The 16,243-nt window shown below is 67.2% G+C and carries 10 protein-coding genes and 3 rRNA genes; 2 read left to right on the top strand and 11 right to left on the bottom strand.

Annotated elements, in window-relative coordinates; translation table 11 throughout:
* The 4 genes from rrf to tyrS all read right to left on the bottom strand — a co-directional run.
* Positions 1 to 85, bottom strand: a 5S ribosomal RNA gene (gene rrf / locus ASC54_RS07775); the annotation flags it as partial.
* A gap of 128 nt (positions 86 to 213) precedes the next feature.
* Positions 214 to 3,328, bottom strand: a 23S ribosomal RNA gene (locus tag ASC54_RS07770).
* Between the two features lie 502 nt (positions 3,329 to 3,830).
* Positions 3,831 to 5,353, bottom strand: a 16S ribosomal RNA gene (locus ASC54_RS07765).
* A 636-nt stretch (positions 5,354 to 5,989) separates the two neighbouring features.
* A complete protein-coding gene (gene tyrS / locus ASC54_RS07760) occupies positions 5,990 to 7,363 on the bottom strand; it encodes a tyrosine--tRNA ligase (protein ID WP_055897810.1) in 1,374 nt (457 codons plus the stop codon).
* A gap of 109 nt (positions 7,364 to 7,472) precedes the next feature.
* Between tyrS and ASC54_RS07755 the strand changes: the two genes are divergently transcribed.
* A complete protein-coding gene (locus tag ASC54_RS07755) occupies positions 7,473 to 8,111 on the top strand; it encodes a SatD family protein (RefSeq protein ID WP_055897807.1) in 639 nt (212 codons plus the stop codon).
* Complete coding sequence (locus ASC54_RS13175; RefSeq protein ID WP_055855560.1) at positions 8,108 to 8,677, top strand: hypothetical protein; 570 nt, start codon at positions 8,108 to 8,110, stop codon at positions 8,675 to 8,677. The genes ASC54_RS07755 and ASC54_RS13175 overlap by 4 nt, the downstream gene beginning before the upstream one ends.
* Before the next feature lie 64 nt (positions 8,678 to 8,741).
* On the opposite strand, the gene ASC54_RS07745 is transcribed toward ASC54_RS13175, so the two are convergent.
* From ASC54_RS07745 to argC, 7 genes are all read right to left on the bottom strand, one after another.
* Positions 8,742 to 9,398, bottom strand: coding sequence for a DNA-3-methyladenine glycosylase (locus ASC54_RS07745; protein ID WP_055858901.1), 657 nt, complete (start codon positions 9,396 to 9,398; stop codon positions 8,742 to 8,744).
* Positions 9,399 to 9,454: 56 nt separating this feature from the next.
* A complete protein-coding gene (gene argH / locus ASC54_RS07740; RefSeq protein ID WP_055897805.1) occupies positions 9,455 to 10,855 on the bottom strand; it encodes an argininosuccinate lyase in 1,401 nt (466 codons plus the stop codon).
* Complete coding sequence (gene argF / locus ASC54_RS07735) at positions 10,852 to 11,832, bottom strand: ornithine carbamoyltransferase (RefSeq protein WP_055897802.1); 981 nt, start codon at positions 11,830 to 11,832, stop codon at positions 10,852 to 10,854. Before argF ends, argH begins: the two co-directional genes overlap by 4 nt.
* Positions 11,829 to 12,989: an acetylornithine transaminase gene (locus ASC54_RS07730; RefSeq protein WP_255357377.1), complete on the bottom strand. Its 1,161-nt coding sequence runs from the start codon at positions 12,987 to 12,989 to the stop codon at positions 11,829 to 11,831. The genes argF and ASC54_RS07730 overlap by 4 nt, the downstream gene beginning before the upstream one ends.
* Positions 12,990 to 13,057: 68 nt before the next feature.
* Positions 13,058 to 13,972 (bottom strand): acetylglutamate kinase, encoded by a 915-nt coding sequence (gene argB / locus ASC54_RS07725; protein ID WP_055897799.1) that lies wholly within the window; start codon positions 13,970 to 13,972, stop codon positions 13,058 to 13,060.
* 10 nt (positions 13,973 to 13,982) lie between these two features.
* Positions 13,983 to 15,134: a bifunctional glutamate N-acetyltransferase/amino-acid acetyltransferase ArgJ gene (gene argJ / locus ASC54_RS07720; RefSeq protein ID WP_055897796.1), complete on the bottom strand. Its 1,152-nt coding sequence runs from the start codon at positions 15,132 to 15,134 to the stop codon at positions 13,983 to 13,985.
* On the bottom strand, positions 15,131 to 16,177 hold the full coding sequence (gene argC, locus ASC54_RS07715; RefSeq protein WP_055897793.1) for an N-acetyl-gamma-glutamyl-phosphate reductase: 1,047 nt from the start codon (positions 16,175 to 16,177) through the stop codon (positions 15,131 to 15,133). The genes argJ and argC overlap by 4 nt, the downstream gene beginning before the upstream one ends.
* Between the last annotated feature and the right edge of the window lie 66 nt (positions 16,178 to 16,243).

Below are 16,243 nucleotides of genomic sequence, written 5' to 3'. Positions count from 1 at the left end.
CCCTCGCAGTACCATCGGCGCAGAAGGTCTTAGCTTCCGGGTTCGGAATGTAACCGGGCGTTTCCCCTTCGCTATGGCCGCCGAAACACTATTGATTTATCAATCGTTTACGGACAGAACACAASAAGTGTTTCTGTGCGCGGATCCCGACCGTCAATCGAGAACCACAAAGTGGACGCAAGCGCATACTCACCMCACCGCGAGGGTGGGGGTGTTGTCAAGTCATCGGCTTATTAGTACAGGTCAGCTGCAAGGGTCTTTAGTCCCCTCTTCCACATCCTGCCTATCAACCCAGTAATCTGGCTGGGAGCCTCTCACCCACAAGGGGCATGGAAGTCTCATCTTGAGGCCGGCTTCCCGCTTAGATGCTTTCAGCGGTTATCCATCCCGAACGTAGCTAATCAGCGGTGCTCCTGGCGGAACAACTGACACACCAGAGGTTCGTCCAACCCGGTCCTCTCGTACTAGGGTCAGATCCTCTCAAACTTCCTACGCGCGCAGCGGATAGGGACCGAACTGTCTCACGACGTTCTAAACCCAGCTCGCGTACCGCTTTAATGGGCGAACAGCCCAACCCTTGGGACCTACTCCAGCCCCAGGATGCGACGAGCCGACATCGAGGTGCCAAACCATGCCGTCGATATGGACTCTTGGGCAAGATCAGCCTGTTATCCCCGAGGTACCTTTTATCCGTTGAGCGACAGCGCTTCCACAAGCCACTGCCGGATCACTAGTCCCGACTTTCGTCCCTGCTCGACCTGTCAGTCTCACAGTCAAGCTCCCTTGTGCACTTACACTCGACACCTGATTGCCAACCAGGTTGAGGGAACCTTTGGGCGCCTCCGTTACTTTTTGGGAGGCAACCGCCCCAGTTAAACTACCCACCAGGCACTGTCCCTGAACCGGATTACGGTTCTAAGTTAGACATCCAGAGTGACCAGAGTGGTATTTCAACAACGACTCCACCGACACTAGCGTGCCAGCTTCACAGTCTCCCACCTATCCTACACAAGCCACACCGAACACCAATACCAAGCTGTAGTAAAGGTCACGGGGTCTTTCCGTCCTGCTGCGCGTAACGAGCATCTTTACTCGTAGTGCAATTTCGCCGAGTTCGCGGTTGAGACAGCTGGGAAGTCGTTACGCCATTCGTGCAGGTCGGAACTTACCCGACAAGGAATTTCGCTACCTTAGGATGGTTATAGTTACCACCGCCGTTTACTGGGGCTTAAATTCGTAGCTTCGCTTGCGCTAACCACTCCTCTTAACCTTCCAGCACCGGGCAGGCGTCAGTCCGTATACATCGTCTTGCGACTTGGCACGGACCTGTGTTTTTAGTAAACAGTCGCTTCCCACTGGTCTCTGCGGCCTTCAACGCTCCAGGAGTAAATCCCTTCACGAATCCGGCCCCCCTTCTCCCGAAGTTACGGGGGCATTTTGCCGAGTTCCTTAACCACGATTCTCTCGATCTCCTTGGTATTCTCTACCTGACCACCTGAGTCGGTTTGGGGTACGGGTGACTAGAACCTCGCGTCGATGCTTTTCTCGGCAGCATAGGATCACTGATTTCCCCCGTGAGGGGTACGCATCGGATCTCAGGCTATGTGAGGAACGGATTTGCCTATCCCTCGCCCTACGTCCTTACACCGGGACTACCATCGCCCGGCTCAGCTACCTTCCTGCGTCACACCTGTTAATACGCTAGCCGCACCAGCATAGGGTCGTGTGCTAGCCCCAACGCCTCACCCCGAAGGGCTCAGTCAGAGGGATTCGGACACTTAGCATCACTGGATTAGCTTGGGCGGTTCTTCGTCAGTACGGGAATATCAACCCGTTGTCCATCGACTACGCCTGTCGGCCTCGCCTTAGGTCCCGACTTACCCAGGGCGGATTAACCTGGCCCTGGAACCCTTGGTCTTTCGGAGGACGGGTTTCTCACCCGTCTTTCGCTACTCATGCCTGCATTCTCACTCGTGTGGCCTCCACGGCTGGTTCACACCGCCGCTTCWCTGCCCACACGACGCTCTCCTACCGATCCGCACGGCTGGACCACGAAGGCCTACCTAATATGCGAATCCTACGACTTCGGTGGTGTGCTTGAGCCCCGTTACATTGTCGGCGCGGAATCACTTGACCAGTGAGCTATTACGCACTCTTTCAAGGGTGGCTGCTTCTAAGCCAACCTCCTGGTTGTCTGTGCAACTCCACATCCTTTCCCACTTAGCACACGCTTAGGGACCTTAGTCGGTAGTCTGGGTTGTTTCCCTCTCGACAATGAAGCTTATCCCCCACTGTCTCACTGCTGCGCTCTCACTTACCGGCATTCGGAGTTTGGCTGACGTCAGTAACCTTTTGGGGCCCATCGGCCATCCAGTAGCTCTACCTCCGGCAAGAAACACGCAACGCTGCACCTAAATGCATTTCGGAGAGAACCAGCTATCACGAAGTTTGATTGGCCTTTCACCCCTATCCACAGCTCATCCCCTCAGTTTTCAACCTAAGTGGGTTCGGTCCTCCACGACGTCTTACCGTCGCTTCAACCTGGCCATGGATAGATCACTTCGCTTCGGGTCTAGGACATGCGACTGAATCGCCCTATTCAGACTCGCTTTCGCTACGGCTACCCCACACGGGTTAACCTCGCCACATATCGCTAACTCGCAGGCTCATTCTTCAAAAGGCACGCCGTCACCGCTGCTAGGGCGGCTCCGACGGTTTGTAAGCAAACGGTTTCAGGTACTATTTCACTCCCCTCCCGGGGTACTTTTCACCTTTCCCTCACGGTACTTGTCCGCTATCGGTCATCTGGGAGTATTTAGGCTTATCAGGTGGTCCTGACAGATTCACACGGGATTTCTCGGGCCCCGTGCTACTTGGGATACTCTCCGGGCCATAACGACATTTCGACTACGGGGTTGGCACCCTCTATGACTGGCCTTTCAAGACCATTCGTCTATATCGCGCTGTAACCCTTGGAGATCGGCAGATCTCCAGGAAAGTCCCACAACCCCGACCATGCAACACCTGCCGGCTATCACACATGATCGGTTTAGCCTCTTCCGCGTTCGCTCGCCACTACTGACGGAATCACTGTTGTTTTCTCTTCCTGTGGGTACTGAGATGTTTCACTTCCCCACGTTCCCTCTACCCGCCCTATATATTCAGGCGGGAGTCACTAGGTCGGCACGCCGCCCAGCGGGGTTTCCCCATTCGGACATCCTCGGATCAAAGCTCGCTTATCAGCTCCCCGAGGCTTATCGCAGATTGCTACGTCCTTCTTCGGCTCCAGATGCCAAGGCATCCACCGTTTGCTCTTAGAAACTTGACTACATGAGTATGTTGAATCGATCGTGCGCCGAACAGCACCCTCGAGAGGATGCCTCGCTGCGCAGACCAATGATCTATCCAGATCTCTCGATCTGGTGATCTTCAGAAATCACCAACTTTGACGGTTGATGTTTCTAAGATGCTCGCGTCCACTGTGTAGTTCTCAACGTACGGTCGGCACTCCCTGCCTCGCACAACTCCTGTGCTCAGCTCGGAAGTCCGAGAAACCAGCTCCCCGCATCCCGCCGCCAGTAGCTCGACCCTTTCGGATCTCCCCACTCGCGGCGCTCGCGGTGCCCGGTCCCTCAGGACCCAACAGCGTGCATGTGACCGACTCCTCCCTACAGCCGTTCCAGACCCGCAAGCGGGTCGTACTGAGCTGGGCGAGAATCGCCGGCCACCTAAGTCAATGTTCCACCCATGAGCTCCCGCCGCAGAACGAACGCCTGCGATGCGGGTTCTGGCTGCAGCGAACCGAGGCTCGCGCAGCAGATGCTCCTTAGAAAGGAGGTGATCCAGCCGCACCTTCCGGTACGGCTACCTTGTTACGACTTAGTCCTAATCACCGATCCCACCTTCGACAGCTCCCTCCTTGCGGTTGGGCCACTGGCTTCGGGTGTTACCGACTTTCATGACTTGACGGGCGGTGTGTACAAGGCCCGGGAACGTATTCACCGTGGCGTTGCTGATCCACGATTACTAGCGACTCCAACTTCATGAGGTCGAGTTGCAGACCTCAATCCGAACTGAGACCGGCTTTTTGGGATTCGCTCCACCTTACGGTATCGCAGCCCTTTGTACCGGCCATTGTAGCATGCGTGAAGCCCAAGACATAAGGGGCATGATGATTTGACGTCATCCCCACCTTCCTCCGAGTTGACCCCGGCAGTCTCCCATGAGTTCCCACCATGACGTGCTGGCAACATAGGACGAGGGTTGCGCTCGTTGCGGGACTTAACCCAACATCTCACGACACGAGCTGACGACAACCATGCACCACCTGTATAGAGACCTTGCGGGGCGTACATTTCTGCACGTTTCCTCTATATGTCAAGCCTTGGTAAGGTTCTTCGCGTTGCATCGAATTAATCCGCATGCTCCGCCGCTTGTGCGGGCCCCCGTCAATTCCTTTGAGTTTTAGTCTTGCGACCGTACTCCCCAGGCGGGGAACTTAATGCGTTAGCTGCGACACAGAAACCGTGGAATGGTCCCTACATCTAGTTCCCAACGTTTACGGCGTGGACTACCAGGGTATCTAATCCTGTTCGCTCCCCACGCTTTCGCTCCTCAGCGTCAGTTACGGCCCAGAGATCTGCCTTCGCCATCGGTGTTCCTCCTGATATCTGCGCATTCCACCGCTACACCAGGAATTCCAATCTCCCCTACCGCACTCTAGTCTGCCCGTACCCACTGCAGGCGCGAGGTTGAGCCTCGCGTTTTCACAGCAGACGCGACAAACCGCCTACGAGCTCTTTACGCCCAATAATTCCGGACAACGCTTGCACCCTACGTATTACCGCGGCTGCTGGCACGTAGTTAGCCGGTGCTTTTTCTGCAGGTACCGTCACTTTCGCTTCTTCCCTGCTAAAAGAGGTTTACAACCCGAAGGCCGTCGTCCCTCACGCGGCGTTGCTGCATCAGGCTTGCGCCCATTGTGCAATATTCCCCACTGCTGCCTCCCGTAGGAGTCTGGGCCGTGTCTCAGTCCCAGTGTGGCCGGTCACCCTCTCAGGCCGGCTACCCGTCGTCGCCTTGGTGAGCCATTACCTCACCAACAAGCTGATAGGCCGCGAGTCCATCCTTGACCGAAATTCTTTCCAGCTCCTAGCCATGCGGCTGAAGCTCGTATCCGGTATTAGACGTCGTTTCCAACGCTTATCCCAGAGTCAAGGGCAGGTTACTCACGTGTTACTCACCCGTTCGCCACTGATCCAGCAGGAGCAAGCTCCCACCTTCACCGTTCGACTTGCATGTGTTAAGCACGCCGCCAGCGTTCGTCCTGAGCCAGGATCAAACTCTCCGTAAATGTTTGATAGCCGAACCGCTCAAAAAGCAGAACGACACATCTAGTTGCGACAACCGCCACCGAAGTGATGAGCTGCCACGAGTTTGTCTGACTGAAGTTCGAATATCTACTGACATTCGTTTCAATCCAAAGGAATCTCAACCGGCCGACGATGTCGACCGACGAGGATAATTTGGCATTGACTTAGTGCACGCTGTTGAGTTCTCAAGGATCGGGCGCACCTGACCTAAAGGAATCTCAACCGGCCGACGATGTCGACCGACGAGGATAATTTGGCATTGACTTAGTGCACGCTGTTGAGTTCTCAAGGATCGGGCGCACCTGACCGCACGCCTCTCGGCGCTTGTTTCAGGGCAACTGTCCTAACTTATCCGGCCCGGCGTCTCGACGCAAGTCGGCTACCGCGGTGAACCGCGGGCGACGAGCTCGGACTTTGCCTGGGCTGGATTCGCCATCCTACGCCTCCGACCGGCTCACGACAAGTCGTGACGATCAGGCGGGGATGTGGTCTCCGCGTGAGGCGGGAGGCTCTTCGGCTCTCCTGCGCCTTTGGGGCGACGAGTTAGAAATGTACGCGGCGCGGGTCGTCCGGGCCAATCAGCGGGGCATCCCGGGCGTGTCGCGTCGCGGGAGGCCTCAGGCGCCCGCGATGCGGACGCCGGCGAGGGTCTTCTTCCCGCGGCGCAGGACCGCCACTCCCCCGGCGAGGGCACGGCCCTCCAGGGTCTCCTCGTCGGAGGCGACCCTCTCGTTGTTGACCGTCACGCCGCCCTGGGCGATCGCGCGGCGAGCGTCGCTGAGGCTCGCGCTCAGCCCCGTGGCGACGAGCGCCTGCGCCACGGTCTGCGCGGGGTCGAGCTCCGCGTACGGGAGCTCGTGCACCGCCGCAGCCAGGGTGGGGGCGTCGAGCGCGTGGAGGTTGCCTCCTCCGAACAGGGCGGCCGTGGCATCCATCGCCATAGCCACCGCGTCGGCACCGTGGACGAGACCGGTCACCTCGAGCGCGAGACGCCGCTGCGCCTCGCGGCGGAAGGGCTCGTTCTCGACCGTGCGGGCGTACTCCTCGATCTCGGCGCGCGAGAGGAACGTGAAGACCTTGAGCCGATCGATCACGTCCGCGTCGTCGGTGTTGAGCCAGAACTGGTACATCGCGTAGGGGCTCGTGAGCTCGGGGTCGAGCCACACCGCGTTGCCCTCGCTCTTGCCGAACTTGCGGCCGTCGGCGTTCGTGACGAGAGGGGTGCCGATCGCATGGACGACCCTGCCCTCCGCACGGCGCACGAGGTCGACTCCGCTCGTGAGGTTGCCCCACTGGTCGCTGCCGCCCGTCTGCAGCACGCAGCCGTAGTCGAGGTGCAGGCGCCGGAAGTCGAGGCCCTGCAGGATCTGGTAGCTGAACTCGGTGTAGCTGATGCCCTCGTCGCTGTTCAGGCGCGCGCTCACCGCGTCCTTCTTGAGCATCGTGCCCACGCGGTAGTGCTTGCCGATGTCGCGGAGGAACTCGATCGCGCTCATCGGCGCCGTCCAGTCGAGATTGTTGACCAGGCGCGCCGCGTTGTCGCCCTCGAAGGACAGGAAGCGGGAGACCTGAGCCTGCAGATAGCCGACCCACTCGGCGACGACGGCCTCGTCGTTGAGCGTGCGCTCGGCCGTCGGCTTCGGGTCGCCGATGAGGCCGGTCGACCCGCCGACGAGACCGAGCGGGCGATGGCCGGCGAGCTGCAGGCGGCGCATGAGCAGCAGCTGCACGAGATTGCCCAGGTGCAGGCTCGGCGCGGTCGGGTCGAAGCCGCAGTAGTAGGTGATCGGCGGGCCGTCGAGCAGCGCCGTGAGCGCGGTCTCGTCGGTCGAGACGTGGACGAGGCCGCGCCAGACGATCTCGTCCCACAGGGTCTCGAAGGAGTCGTCGTTGCGCGGCTCGGTCAGGGTCACGGATGCGGCGGGCACCGCGCCAGCGTACCAACGGGCGCGCGGCGACTCCGTCGCAGGGGGCAGCGCGGGCTCGCGCATCTGTCCACCCTGAACGGTTGCGTGCACGGTTATCAACCCTGCATGGTTGCTTGCGAGGTGATCAGCCTCGTAGACTTGATGCGAGCCGAATTCGCGAGAGGAGCATCCCGTGTTCGTCATCATCGCCGACCAGATCGACAGCCGCCACGACGACGACCGCGTCGCCGGCGCCATCTCCGAGATCGAGCACGAGCACGGAGACGACCTCGCGCTGCCGCCCGAGCGGACCGCCGGCGACGAGCTGCAGCTGCTGACCGCGAGCGCCGAGGCCGCGCTCGAGATCGCCCTGCGCCTGCTGCGCGACGAGCACTGGCGCGTCGGCATCGGCCTCGGGTCGGTGCGCACTCCCCTGCCCGAGAGCGTCCGGGAGGCCCGCGGCCCCGCGTTCCTCGCGGCGCGCGCGGCCGTCGAGGCCGCCGACAAGCGGCCGACGCACTGCGCGGTGCGCGGCTCGTCGGGCGACGAGGACCGCGTCGCCGACCTGGGGGCGCTCGTCGACCTGCTGCTCACCCAGCGGGCACGATGGAGCGAGCAGGGCTGGGAGATGCACGACCTGCTCGAGGGCGGCGACACGCAGGCCGACGCCGCCGAGCGCATCGGCATCACCCCCCAGGCCGCGAGCAAGCGCGCTCGCGCCGCGGGGCTGAAGCTCGACGCGGAGGCCCGCGCCTCCCTCAGCCGCCTGCTCGCCGACGCCGACCGCTCCCAGAGCGCGATCGGCCCGAACTCGGAGGACTCCGCCGCATGATCATCGATCCCGTCGAGCTCTCCCTCGCGCTCGCCTGGTCGGGGCTCGTCGGGATCGTCTGGCTCGCCGTCGTGCTCGCCGTGCTCGCGACGACCGAGGCGCAGCCGCGGCTCGTCATCGTCGGCGTGGGCGTCGTGCTCGTCGGCGGGCTCGCCGTCGCCACGGGCGCGAGCGATGCGCTGCCGTCGGGCTCGGCGCTCCTCGCCCAGCTCGGCATGGCGGCCCTCGGCGTCGCCGGAGGCGGACCGGTCGCGACGCTCGTCCTCGCCGCGGCCTCCCGCGGCAGCGCGGCCCCCGAGGGGGCGCACGGCGGAATCCTCGTCGGCGACGGCGTCGGTCGCGAGGTCCTGCGCGGCGGCACGACGATCGGCTTCCTCGAGCGCACCATCATCGTCGCCGCGGTGCTCATCGGCCGATGGGAGCTGCTCGCCGCCCTCATCGCCATCAAGGGTCTCGGGCGCTTCCGCGACCTCGACGCCGGCGCCGCGACCGAGCGCTTCATCATCGGCACGCTCGTGAGCCTGCTGTGGGCGGGCGCCTGCGCCGGCCTGATCGTGCTCGCCTGACCGCCCCACGCAGCGCACCCCGTCGCGAGGGGTACGGCGGTCGGCCGGGCGGTCGGCCGGGCGATCAGCCGGGCGGTCGGCGCCGACGGGCGACCGCGGGGCGGTAGACGGAGACCGTCGGGTCGTCGGCGATCCAGAACCGCCAGGGGTGCGCCGCGGCATCCCCGCCCGGACCGGCGACGCCCACCCGCGGACCGGAGGCTATGCGCGAGGCCGGCAGCGGAGCGCGTGGCTCGAGCCGCAGACCGTCGAGGTCGGGCCGATCGAGCGGCAGCAGCGGCGACCCGGAATCGGCGAGGACCACGCCGAGCGCCCGCGCCAGCCGAGCAGGCCCCCGGGCGAGGTCGCGATGCGGGATGACGCGGCCCTGGCGGTCCGCGCTCCGGCGGGCGAGCGCGAGCTCGGCGCCCTCGACCACCTCGCCCGCCCGGATGAGCAGGCCCGAGGCGACACCCGGCTCGCCCGAGACGAGGTTGACGCACGTGTGCATGCCGTAGGTGAAGTACGCGTACACGTGCCCGGCGCCGAGGAACATCGGGCGCGTGCGCGGCGTCTCGCCCCGGAAGGCGTGCGAGCCGGGGTCGTCCGCGCCGCGGTAGGCCTCGACCTCGGTGAGCCGAACTGTCACGCCGCGCCCGTGCAGGAGGGAGCCGAGCAGGCGCGGGGCGACCTCGAGCGGGTCGCCGGCGAGGAGCGCCGCCGTCGCCGGATCCGGCGTCATTCCCTCCGGCGTCATGCCCTCCGGGGGCGGCGCGCCAGCGTCGTCGACCATGGCGATCAGAGCGCGGCGAGCCGCTCGCCGAGGTGGGCGCGCTGCGCGGCGACCGCGACCGCGGCCGTGCCGCCCGCTCCCGATCGGGAGGCGATCGAGCCCTCGACGGTGAGCACCGCGCGCACCTCGCCGGTCAGGCGCGGATCGATCGCGGCGTAGTCGGCGTCGCTCGGCTCGTGGAGCTCGAGGCCCGCGCGCTCGCAGTGCGCCACGAGCGCGCCCGAGATCTCGTGCGCCTCGCGGAACGGCACACCCTGCCGCACGAGCCAGTCGGCGACGTCGGTCGCGAGCGAGAACCCCTGCGGAGCGAGCTCGGCCATGCGCGCGGTGTCGAAGCGCAGGGTGGCGACCATGCCCGTGAATGCCGGCAGCAGCACCTCGAGCGTCTCGACGGCGTCGAAGACCGGCTCCTTGTCCTCCTGCAGGTCGCGGTTGTACGCGAGCGGCAGGCCCTTGAGAGTCGTGAGCAGCCCCGTGAGGTCTCCGATGAGCCGGCCCGCCTTGCCGCGCGCGAGCTCGGCTATGTCGGGGTTCTTCTTCTGCGGCATGATCGACGACCCCGTCGAGTAGCCGTCATGCAGCGTGACGAAGGCGACCTCGCGGGTGTTCCAGAAGATGATCTCCTCCGCCAGGCGCGAGAGGTCGATGCCGATCTGCGCGGCGATGTAGGCGAACTCGGCGACGAGGTCGCGGCTCGCGGTCGCGTCGATCGAGTTCTCGGTGGGGCCGGCGAAGCCGAGCTCGGCGGCCACGATGGCGGGGTCGAGCCCGAGGCTCGAGCCTGCGAGCGCGCCGGAGCCGTACGGCGAGCGGTCGGCGCGGGCCCCCCAGTCGCGCAGGCGCTCGAGGTCGCGCACGAGCGGCCAGACGTGGGCGAGGAGGTGGTGCGCGAGCAGCACCGGCTGCGCGTGCTGCAGGTGGGTGCGGCCGGGCATGACGGCATCGGGATACGCGTCGGCCTGCAGCGCGAGCGCCTCGATGAGGCGCCGCACCTCCGTCGCGATCGCGCGGCCGTGGTCGCGCAGGTACATCCGGATGAGCGTGGCGATCTGGTCGTTGCGGCTGCGGCCGGCGCGCAGCTTCCCGCCGAGCTCGGGGCCGACCTCGGCGAGGAGCGCGGTCTCGAGGGCTCCGTGCACGTCCTCGTCCTCCGGGCGGGGCTGCAGGCTGCCGTCTCGCCAGCGTGACTCGAGCGCGTCGAGGGCGTCGCGCATCCGTCGCAGCTCGTCGGCGTCGAGGTAGCCGGCCGCCGCGAGGGCGCTCGCGTGCGCGCGGCTGCCGGCGAGGTCGTAGGGGGCGAGCTGCCAGTCGAAGTGGGTCGAGCGGCTGAGGCGCACGAGCTCGGGGCTCGGCCCGTCGGCGAAGCGGCCGCCCCAGAGCGAGCCCTCGTTCGTCGCGCCGCTCATCGGGCGACCCCCGACTGGGTCGCCGCGCCGCCTCGCGCCTGCCTCAGCAGCCACACCAGCAGCGCCTTCTGCGCGTGCAGGCGGTTCTCCGCCTCGTCCCAGATGACGGACTGCGGGCCGTCGAGCACGTCGGCCGTCACCTCGTACCCGCGGTAGGCCGGCAGGCAGTGGAGGAAGAGGGCGTCGTCGTCGGCGAGGGCCATGAGCCGCGCATCCACGCGATAGGCGTCGAAGAGGGCGACCCGGGCCTCCTTCTCGTCCTCCTTGCCCATCGACACCCAGGTGTCGGTCACGACGACGTCGGCGCCCGCGGCGGCCGCATCGGCGTCGATCGTGACGAGGACTGAGCCGCCCGTCTCCGCCGCACGGCGTTCGGCATCGGCGACGATGCGCGCCTCGGGCGACGCCTCGGCGGGTGCGGCGATGCGCACGTGCATGCCCGCGGTCGCGCACGCGAGCAGGTACGAGTGCGCCATGTTGCTCGCGCCGTCACCGAGGAAGGCGACCGTGAGGCCCGCGAGCGCGCCGCGGTGCTCGCGGATCGTCTGCAGGTCGGCGAGCAGCTGGCAGGGGTGGAAGTCGTCGCTGAGAGCGTTGACGATCGGCACGCTCGCGTTCGCTGCCATCTCCTCGAGGCCGGCGTGCGCGAAGGTGCGCCAGACGATCGCGGCGACCATGCGCTCGAGCACGCGCGCGGTGTCAGCGATCGACTCCTTCGCGCCGAGCTGGCTCTCGCCGGACTGGATGACGAGCGGCTGCCCGCCGAGGTCGGCGATGCCGACCGTGAAGCTCACGCGCGTGCGCGTGGAGGTCTTATCGAAGTACACCGCGACGGTCTCGGGGCCCGCGAGGGGGCGCTCGGCGAAGCGGTCGGCCTTGAGCCGGTCGGCGAGATCGAGGATCTCGGCCTGCTCGGCGGGGCTGAGGTCGTCGTCGCGCAGGAAGTGGCGGACGGTGCTCGGTGCGGTGGTGGTCACGCTGCAGCCTCCAGGCTCGCGGAGAAGATGGTCAGGAAGCGTTCGATCTCGCCGTCGCCGATGATGAGCGGCGGCGCGAGGCGGATGCTCGTGTCGTTCGCGGCGTTGACGATGAGCCCGCGGTCGAGGGCGGCGGCGACGACCGCACCCGCGATGGGCCGGTCGAGACCCACGCCCAGCAGGAGCCCGCGCCCGCGCACCTCGGTCACGAGAGGCGATGCGAGAGCGAGGATGCCCGCCCGCAGCTGCTCGCCGCGTCGGGCCGCGTTGCTCACGAGATCCGACCGCTCGATCTCGTCGAGAACGGCACTGGCGACCCCGGTGGCGAGCGGATTGCCCCCGAAGGTCGACCCGTGCTGGCCGAGCGTGAAGAGCTCGCTCGCCTCGCCGATCGTCACGAGCGCGCCGATCGGCATGCCGCCGCCGATGCCCTTCGCGAGCGCGATCGCGTCGGGCACGACGCCCTCGTGCTGGAAGGCGAACCAGTCGCCCGTGCGGCCCGCACCGGTCTGGATCTCGTCGACGATGAGCAGCGCGCCGTGGCGGCGGGTCAGCTCGCGCGCCGCGGTGAGGAAGCCGTCGGGCAGCGGTACGACGCCCGCCTCGCCCTTGATGGGCTCGAGCACGAGCGCCGCGACGTCGCCGTCCATGGCCGCCTCGAGCGCGTCGAGATCGGTGGGCAGGTGCTCGACGCCCGGGAGCATCGGCTCGAACGGCGCGCGCAGCGCGGGCTTGCCGGTGAGCGCGAGCGAGCCCATCGTGCGGCCGTGGAAGGCCTGCTCGAAGGCGAGGATGCGCGGCCGGCCGGTGCGGCGGGCGAGCTTCACCGCGGCCTCGATCGCCTCGGCGCCGGAGTTCGCCGGGTACACGCGCCCCGACTCCCCCGCGCCGGTGAGGCGCACGAGCCGCTCGGCGAAGCCGACGGCCTGCTCGGTGGTGAAGTAGTTGCTCACGTGCACGAGGCGCGCGGCCTGCTCACTGACGGCCGCGACGAGCGCGGGGTGCGCGTGGCCGAGCGCGTTGACGGCGATGCCGGCGAGGAAGTCGAGGTACTCGCGCCCGTCGACATCCCACACGCTCGCGCCCGCGCCGTGGCTCAGGACGGCCATCGGGGCCGGGGCGGAGCGCATCGCGACGTGCGCGAATCGCGCGCGCACGGCATCCGTCTGCGGGCCCGAGGCGAAGCCGGCGGGCAGAGAGGTGGCGGCGGTCGCGGCGGTCGCGCTCACGAGGCGACCACCTCGGTGCCGATGCCCGAGCGCGTGAAGATCTCGAGCAGGATCGAGTGCGGCACGCGGCCGTCGATGATCGCGGCCTTCGGGACTCCCGCGTCGACGGCGTCGAGGCACGCCGTCATCTTCGGGATCATGCCCGACTCGAGCCGGGGCAGCAGCGCGCGCAGCTCGTCGGTGCCGATCGACGACACGAGCGAGTCGCGGTCGGGCCAGTCGCGGTAGAGGCCGGCCACGTCGGTCAGGATCACGAGCTTCTGCGCGCCGAGCGCCGCCGCGAGCGCCGCCGCCGCCGAGTCGGCGTTGACGTTGAGCGACTGCGCCGGGGCGTCGAGGTCGGGCGCGATCGACGAGACGACGGGGATGCGCCCCGCGTCGATGAGCGCGAGCACAGCGGCGGGGTCGACCTCCACGACATCGCCCACGAGGCCGAGGTCGACCTCGACCCCGTCGACCACGGTGCCGCGCCGCTTGCCGCGGAACAGGCCCGCATCCTCGCCGGAGACCGCGGCCGCGAGCGGGCCGTGCTGGTTGATGAGGCTCACGAGCGAGCGGCTGATCTGGCCGGTGAGGACCATGCGCACGACGTCCATCGCCTCCGGGCTCGTGACGCGGTAGCCGCCGCGGAACTCGCTCTCGATGCCGAACCGCTCGAGCATGGCCGAGATCTGCGGGCCGCCGCCATGGACGACGACGGGGCGGAGGCCCACCGTGCGCAGGTAGACCATGTCCTCGGCGAAGGCGCGCTGCAGCTCGTCGCTCACCATGGCGTTGCCGCCGAACTTCACGACGACGATCGCGTCACGGAAGGTCTGCAGCCACGGCAGCGACTCGATGAGCGTCTCGGCCTTCGCGGCGGCGCGCGCGTGCTCGCTCGCGACCTCGTCGGGGGTTCTCAGTTCGCTCATGCCGGCCCTGTCAGCTCGAGTAGGCGCTGTTCTCGTGCACGTAGTCGTGCGTGAGGTCGTTCGTGAGGATCGTCGCGGTCGCCTCGCCCGCGCGCAGGTCGATGAGCAGGTGCACCGCTCGGCCGGTGAGGTCGACCTCATGGCGGGGCCGGTCGGGTCCGCCGGCGTGGCAGACGCGCACGCCGTTCATGCTGACGTCGACGTCGTAGGGGTCGAAGGCGGCGCTCGTCGTACCGATCGCGGCGAGCACGCGGCCCCAGTTGGGGTCGTTGCCGAACACGGCGGCCTTGAACAGGTTGTTGCGCGCGACCGAGCGGCCGACCTCGACGGCGTCGGCCTCGTGCGCCGCGCCGACGACCTCGATGCGGATGTCGTGGCTCGCACCCTCGGCGTCGCCCTGCAGCTGCTCGGCGAGGTCGAGGCAGAGCGCGGTGAGCGCGCCCTGGAAGGAGGCGCGGTCGGGCTCGATGCCGGATGCTCCGCTCGCCATGAGCGTCACCTGGTCGTTGGTCGACATGCAGCCGTCGGAGTCGAGGCGGTCGAAGCTCATCCGCGTCGCCTCGCGCAGGGCGGCGTCGAGCACGGGGGCGTCGAGCACGGCGTCGGTCGTGATGACCACGAGCATCGTCGCGAGGCCCGGAGCGAGCATCCCCGCGCCCTTCGCCATGCCGCCGATGCTCCAGCCGTCGCCCGTGACGTGCGCCGTCTTCGGGACGGAGTCGGTCGTCATGATGGCGCGCGCCGCATCCGCTCCGCCCCCGGCGGAGAGCGCGGCGGCGGCCGAGGCGACGCCCGCCGCGAGCTTCGCGCGGTCGAGCTGCTCGCCGATGAGGCCGGTCGAGCACACGAGCACGTCGCCTGCGCCCACCTGCAGCGCCTCGGCGACGGCCTCGGCGGTCGCGTGCGTCGTCTGGAAGCCCTCCGCGCCGGTGAAGCAGTTCGCGCCGCCGGAGTTGAGCACGATCGCGCTCACCTCACCGTCGGCGATGACCTGCTGCGACCAGATGATGGGGTTCGCCTTCGCGCGGTTGCTCGTGAAGACGGCGGCGGCGGCGCGGAGCGGTCCGCGGTTGACGACGAGGGCGAGGTCGGCACTGCCGCTGGACTTCAGGCCGCACGCGACGCCGGCGGCCTCGAACCCGGCCGGCGCGGTGACGGTCACGGGGCCACCCCGTCGAGGGGGAGGCCGAGGGTCTCGTCGAGTCCGAGGGCGATGTTGAGCGACTGGACGGCCGCTCCCGCGGTGCCCTTCACGAGGTTGTCGATCGCGACGACGACCACCACGCGGCAGGCGTCGGCGTCGACCGCGACGCCCATGAGCGCCGTGTTCGCGCCGAGCGCGTCGGCCGTCTTCGGGAAGCGCCCCTCGGGGAGCACGTGCACGAAGTGCTCGCTCGCGTAGGCGTCGACCCACGCGTCGCGCACGGCCGCGGCGCTCGTCCCGGGCACGAGTCGGGCGGTGAGGGTCGCGAGGATGCCGCGGCTCATCGGCACGAGCACGGGCGTGAACGAGATCGTCGGCGTCTCGGCGCCGGCGACGGCGAGGTTCTGGAGGATCTCGGGGATGTGCCGATGGACTCCCCCGACGGCGTACGGGGAGGCCGAGCCCAGCAGCTCGCTCGCGAGCAGCTCGGTCTTGAGCGACCGGCCGGCGCCGCTCGGCCCGACGGCGAGCGCGGCCGTCAGGTCGCCCGGCTCGATGACGCCGGCGCGGATGCCCGGGGCGAGACCCAGCGTGACCGCGGTCACGTTGCAGCCGGGCACGGCGATGCGGCGCGCGCCCGCGAGGGCGTCGCGCTGACGGCCGCTTCCGGCGTGCACGAGCTCGGGGAGGCCGTACGCCCAGGCGCCGTGCCACTCGCCGCCGTAGAAGCGATCCCAGTCGGCCTCGCTCGTGAGGCGGTGGTCGGCGCCGAGGTCGAGCACGAGCACGTCGTCGGGCAGCTCGGCGGCCAGCGCCCCGGAGGCGCCGTGCGGCAGCGCGAGCACGACGATGTCGTGGCCGGCGAGGGTCGACGCGGTCGTCTCGACGAGGTCGAGCGAGGCGAGCGATCGCAGGTGCGGGTGCACGTCGATGAGACGCTGACCGGCGTGCGAGTGCGCGGTCGCGGTGCGCACCTGAAGCTCGGGGTGCGCGGAGAGGAGTCGCAGGACTTCGCCGCCGGCGTACCCGCTCGCGCCGGCGACCGCAACGGAATACGGCATTGCTCTAGCTTAGGAGCCCGCCGCGCGCGCCGCTGACCGCGCGGTCCACCGCGGGCCGCCCGTCGG

This window comes from Yonghaparkia sp. Root332 (assembly GCF_001425665.1).
In the GTDB taxonomy this organism is placed as follows: domain Bacteria; phylum Actinomycetota; class Actinomycetes; order Actinomycetales; family Microbacteriaceae; genus Microcella.
This window is presented reverse-complemented; position numbering and strand designations above follow the sequence as displayed.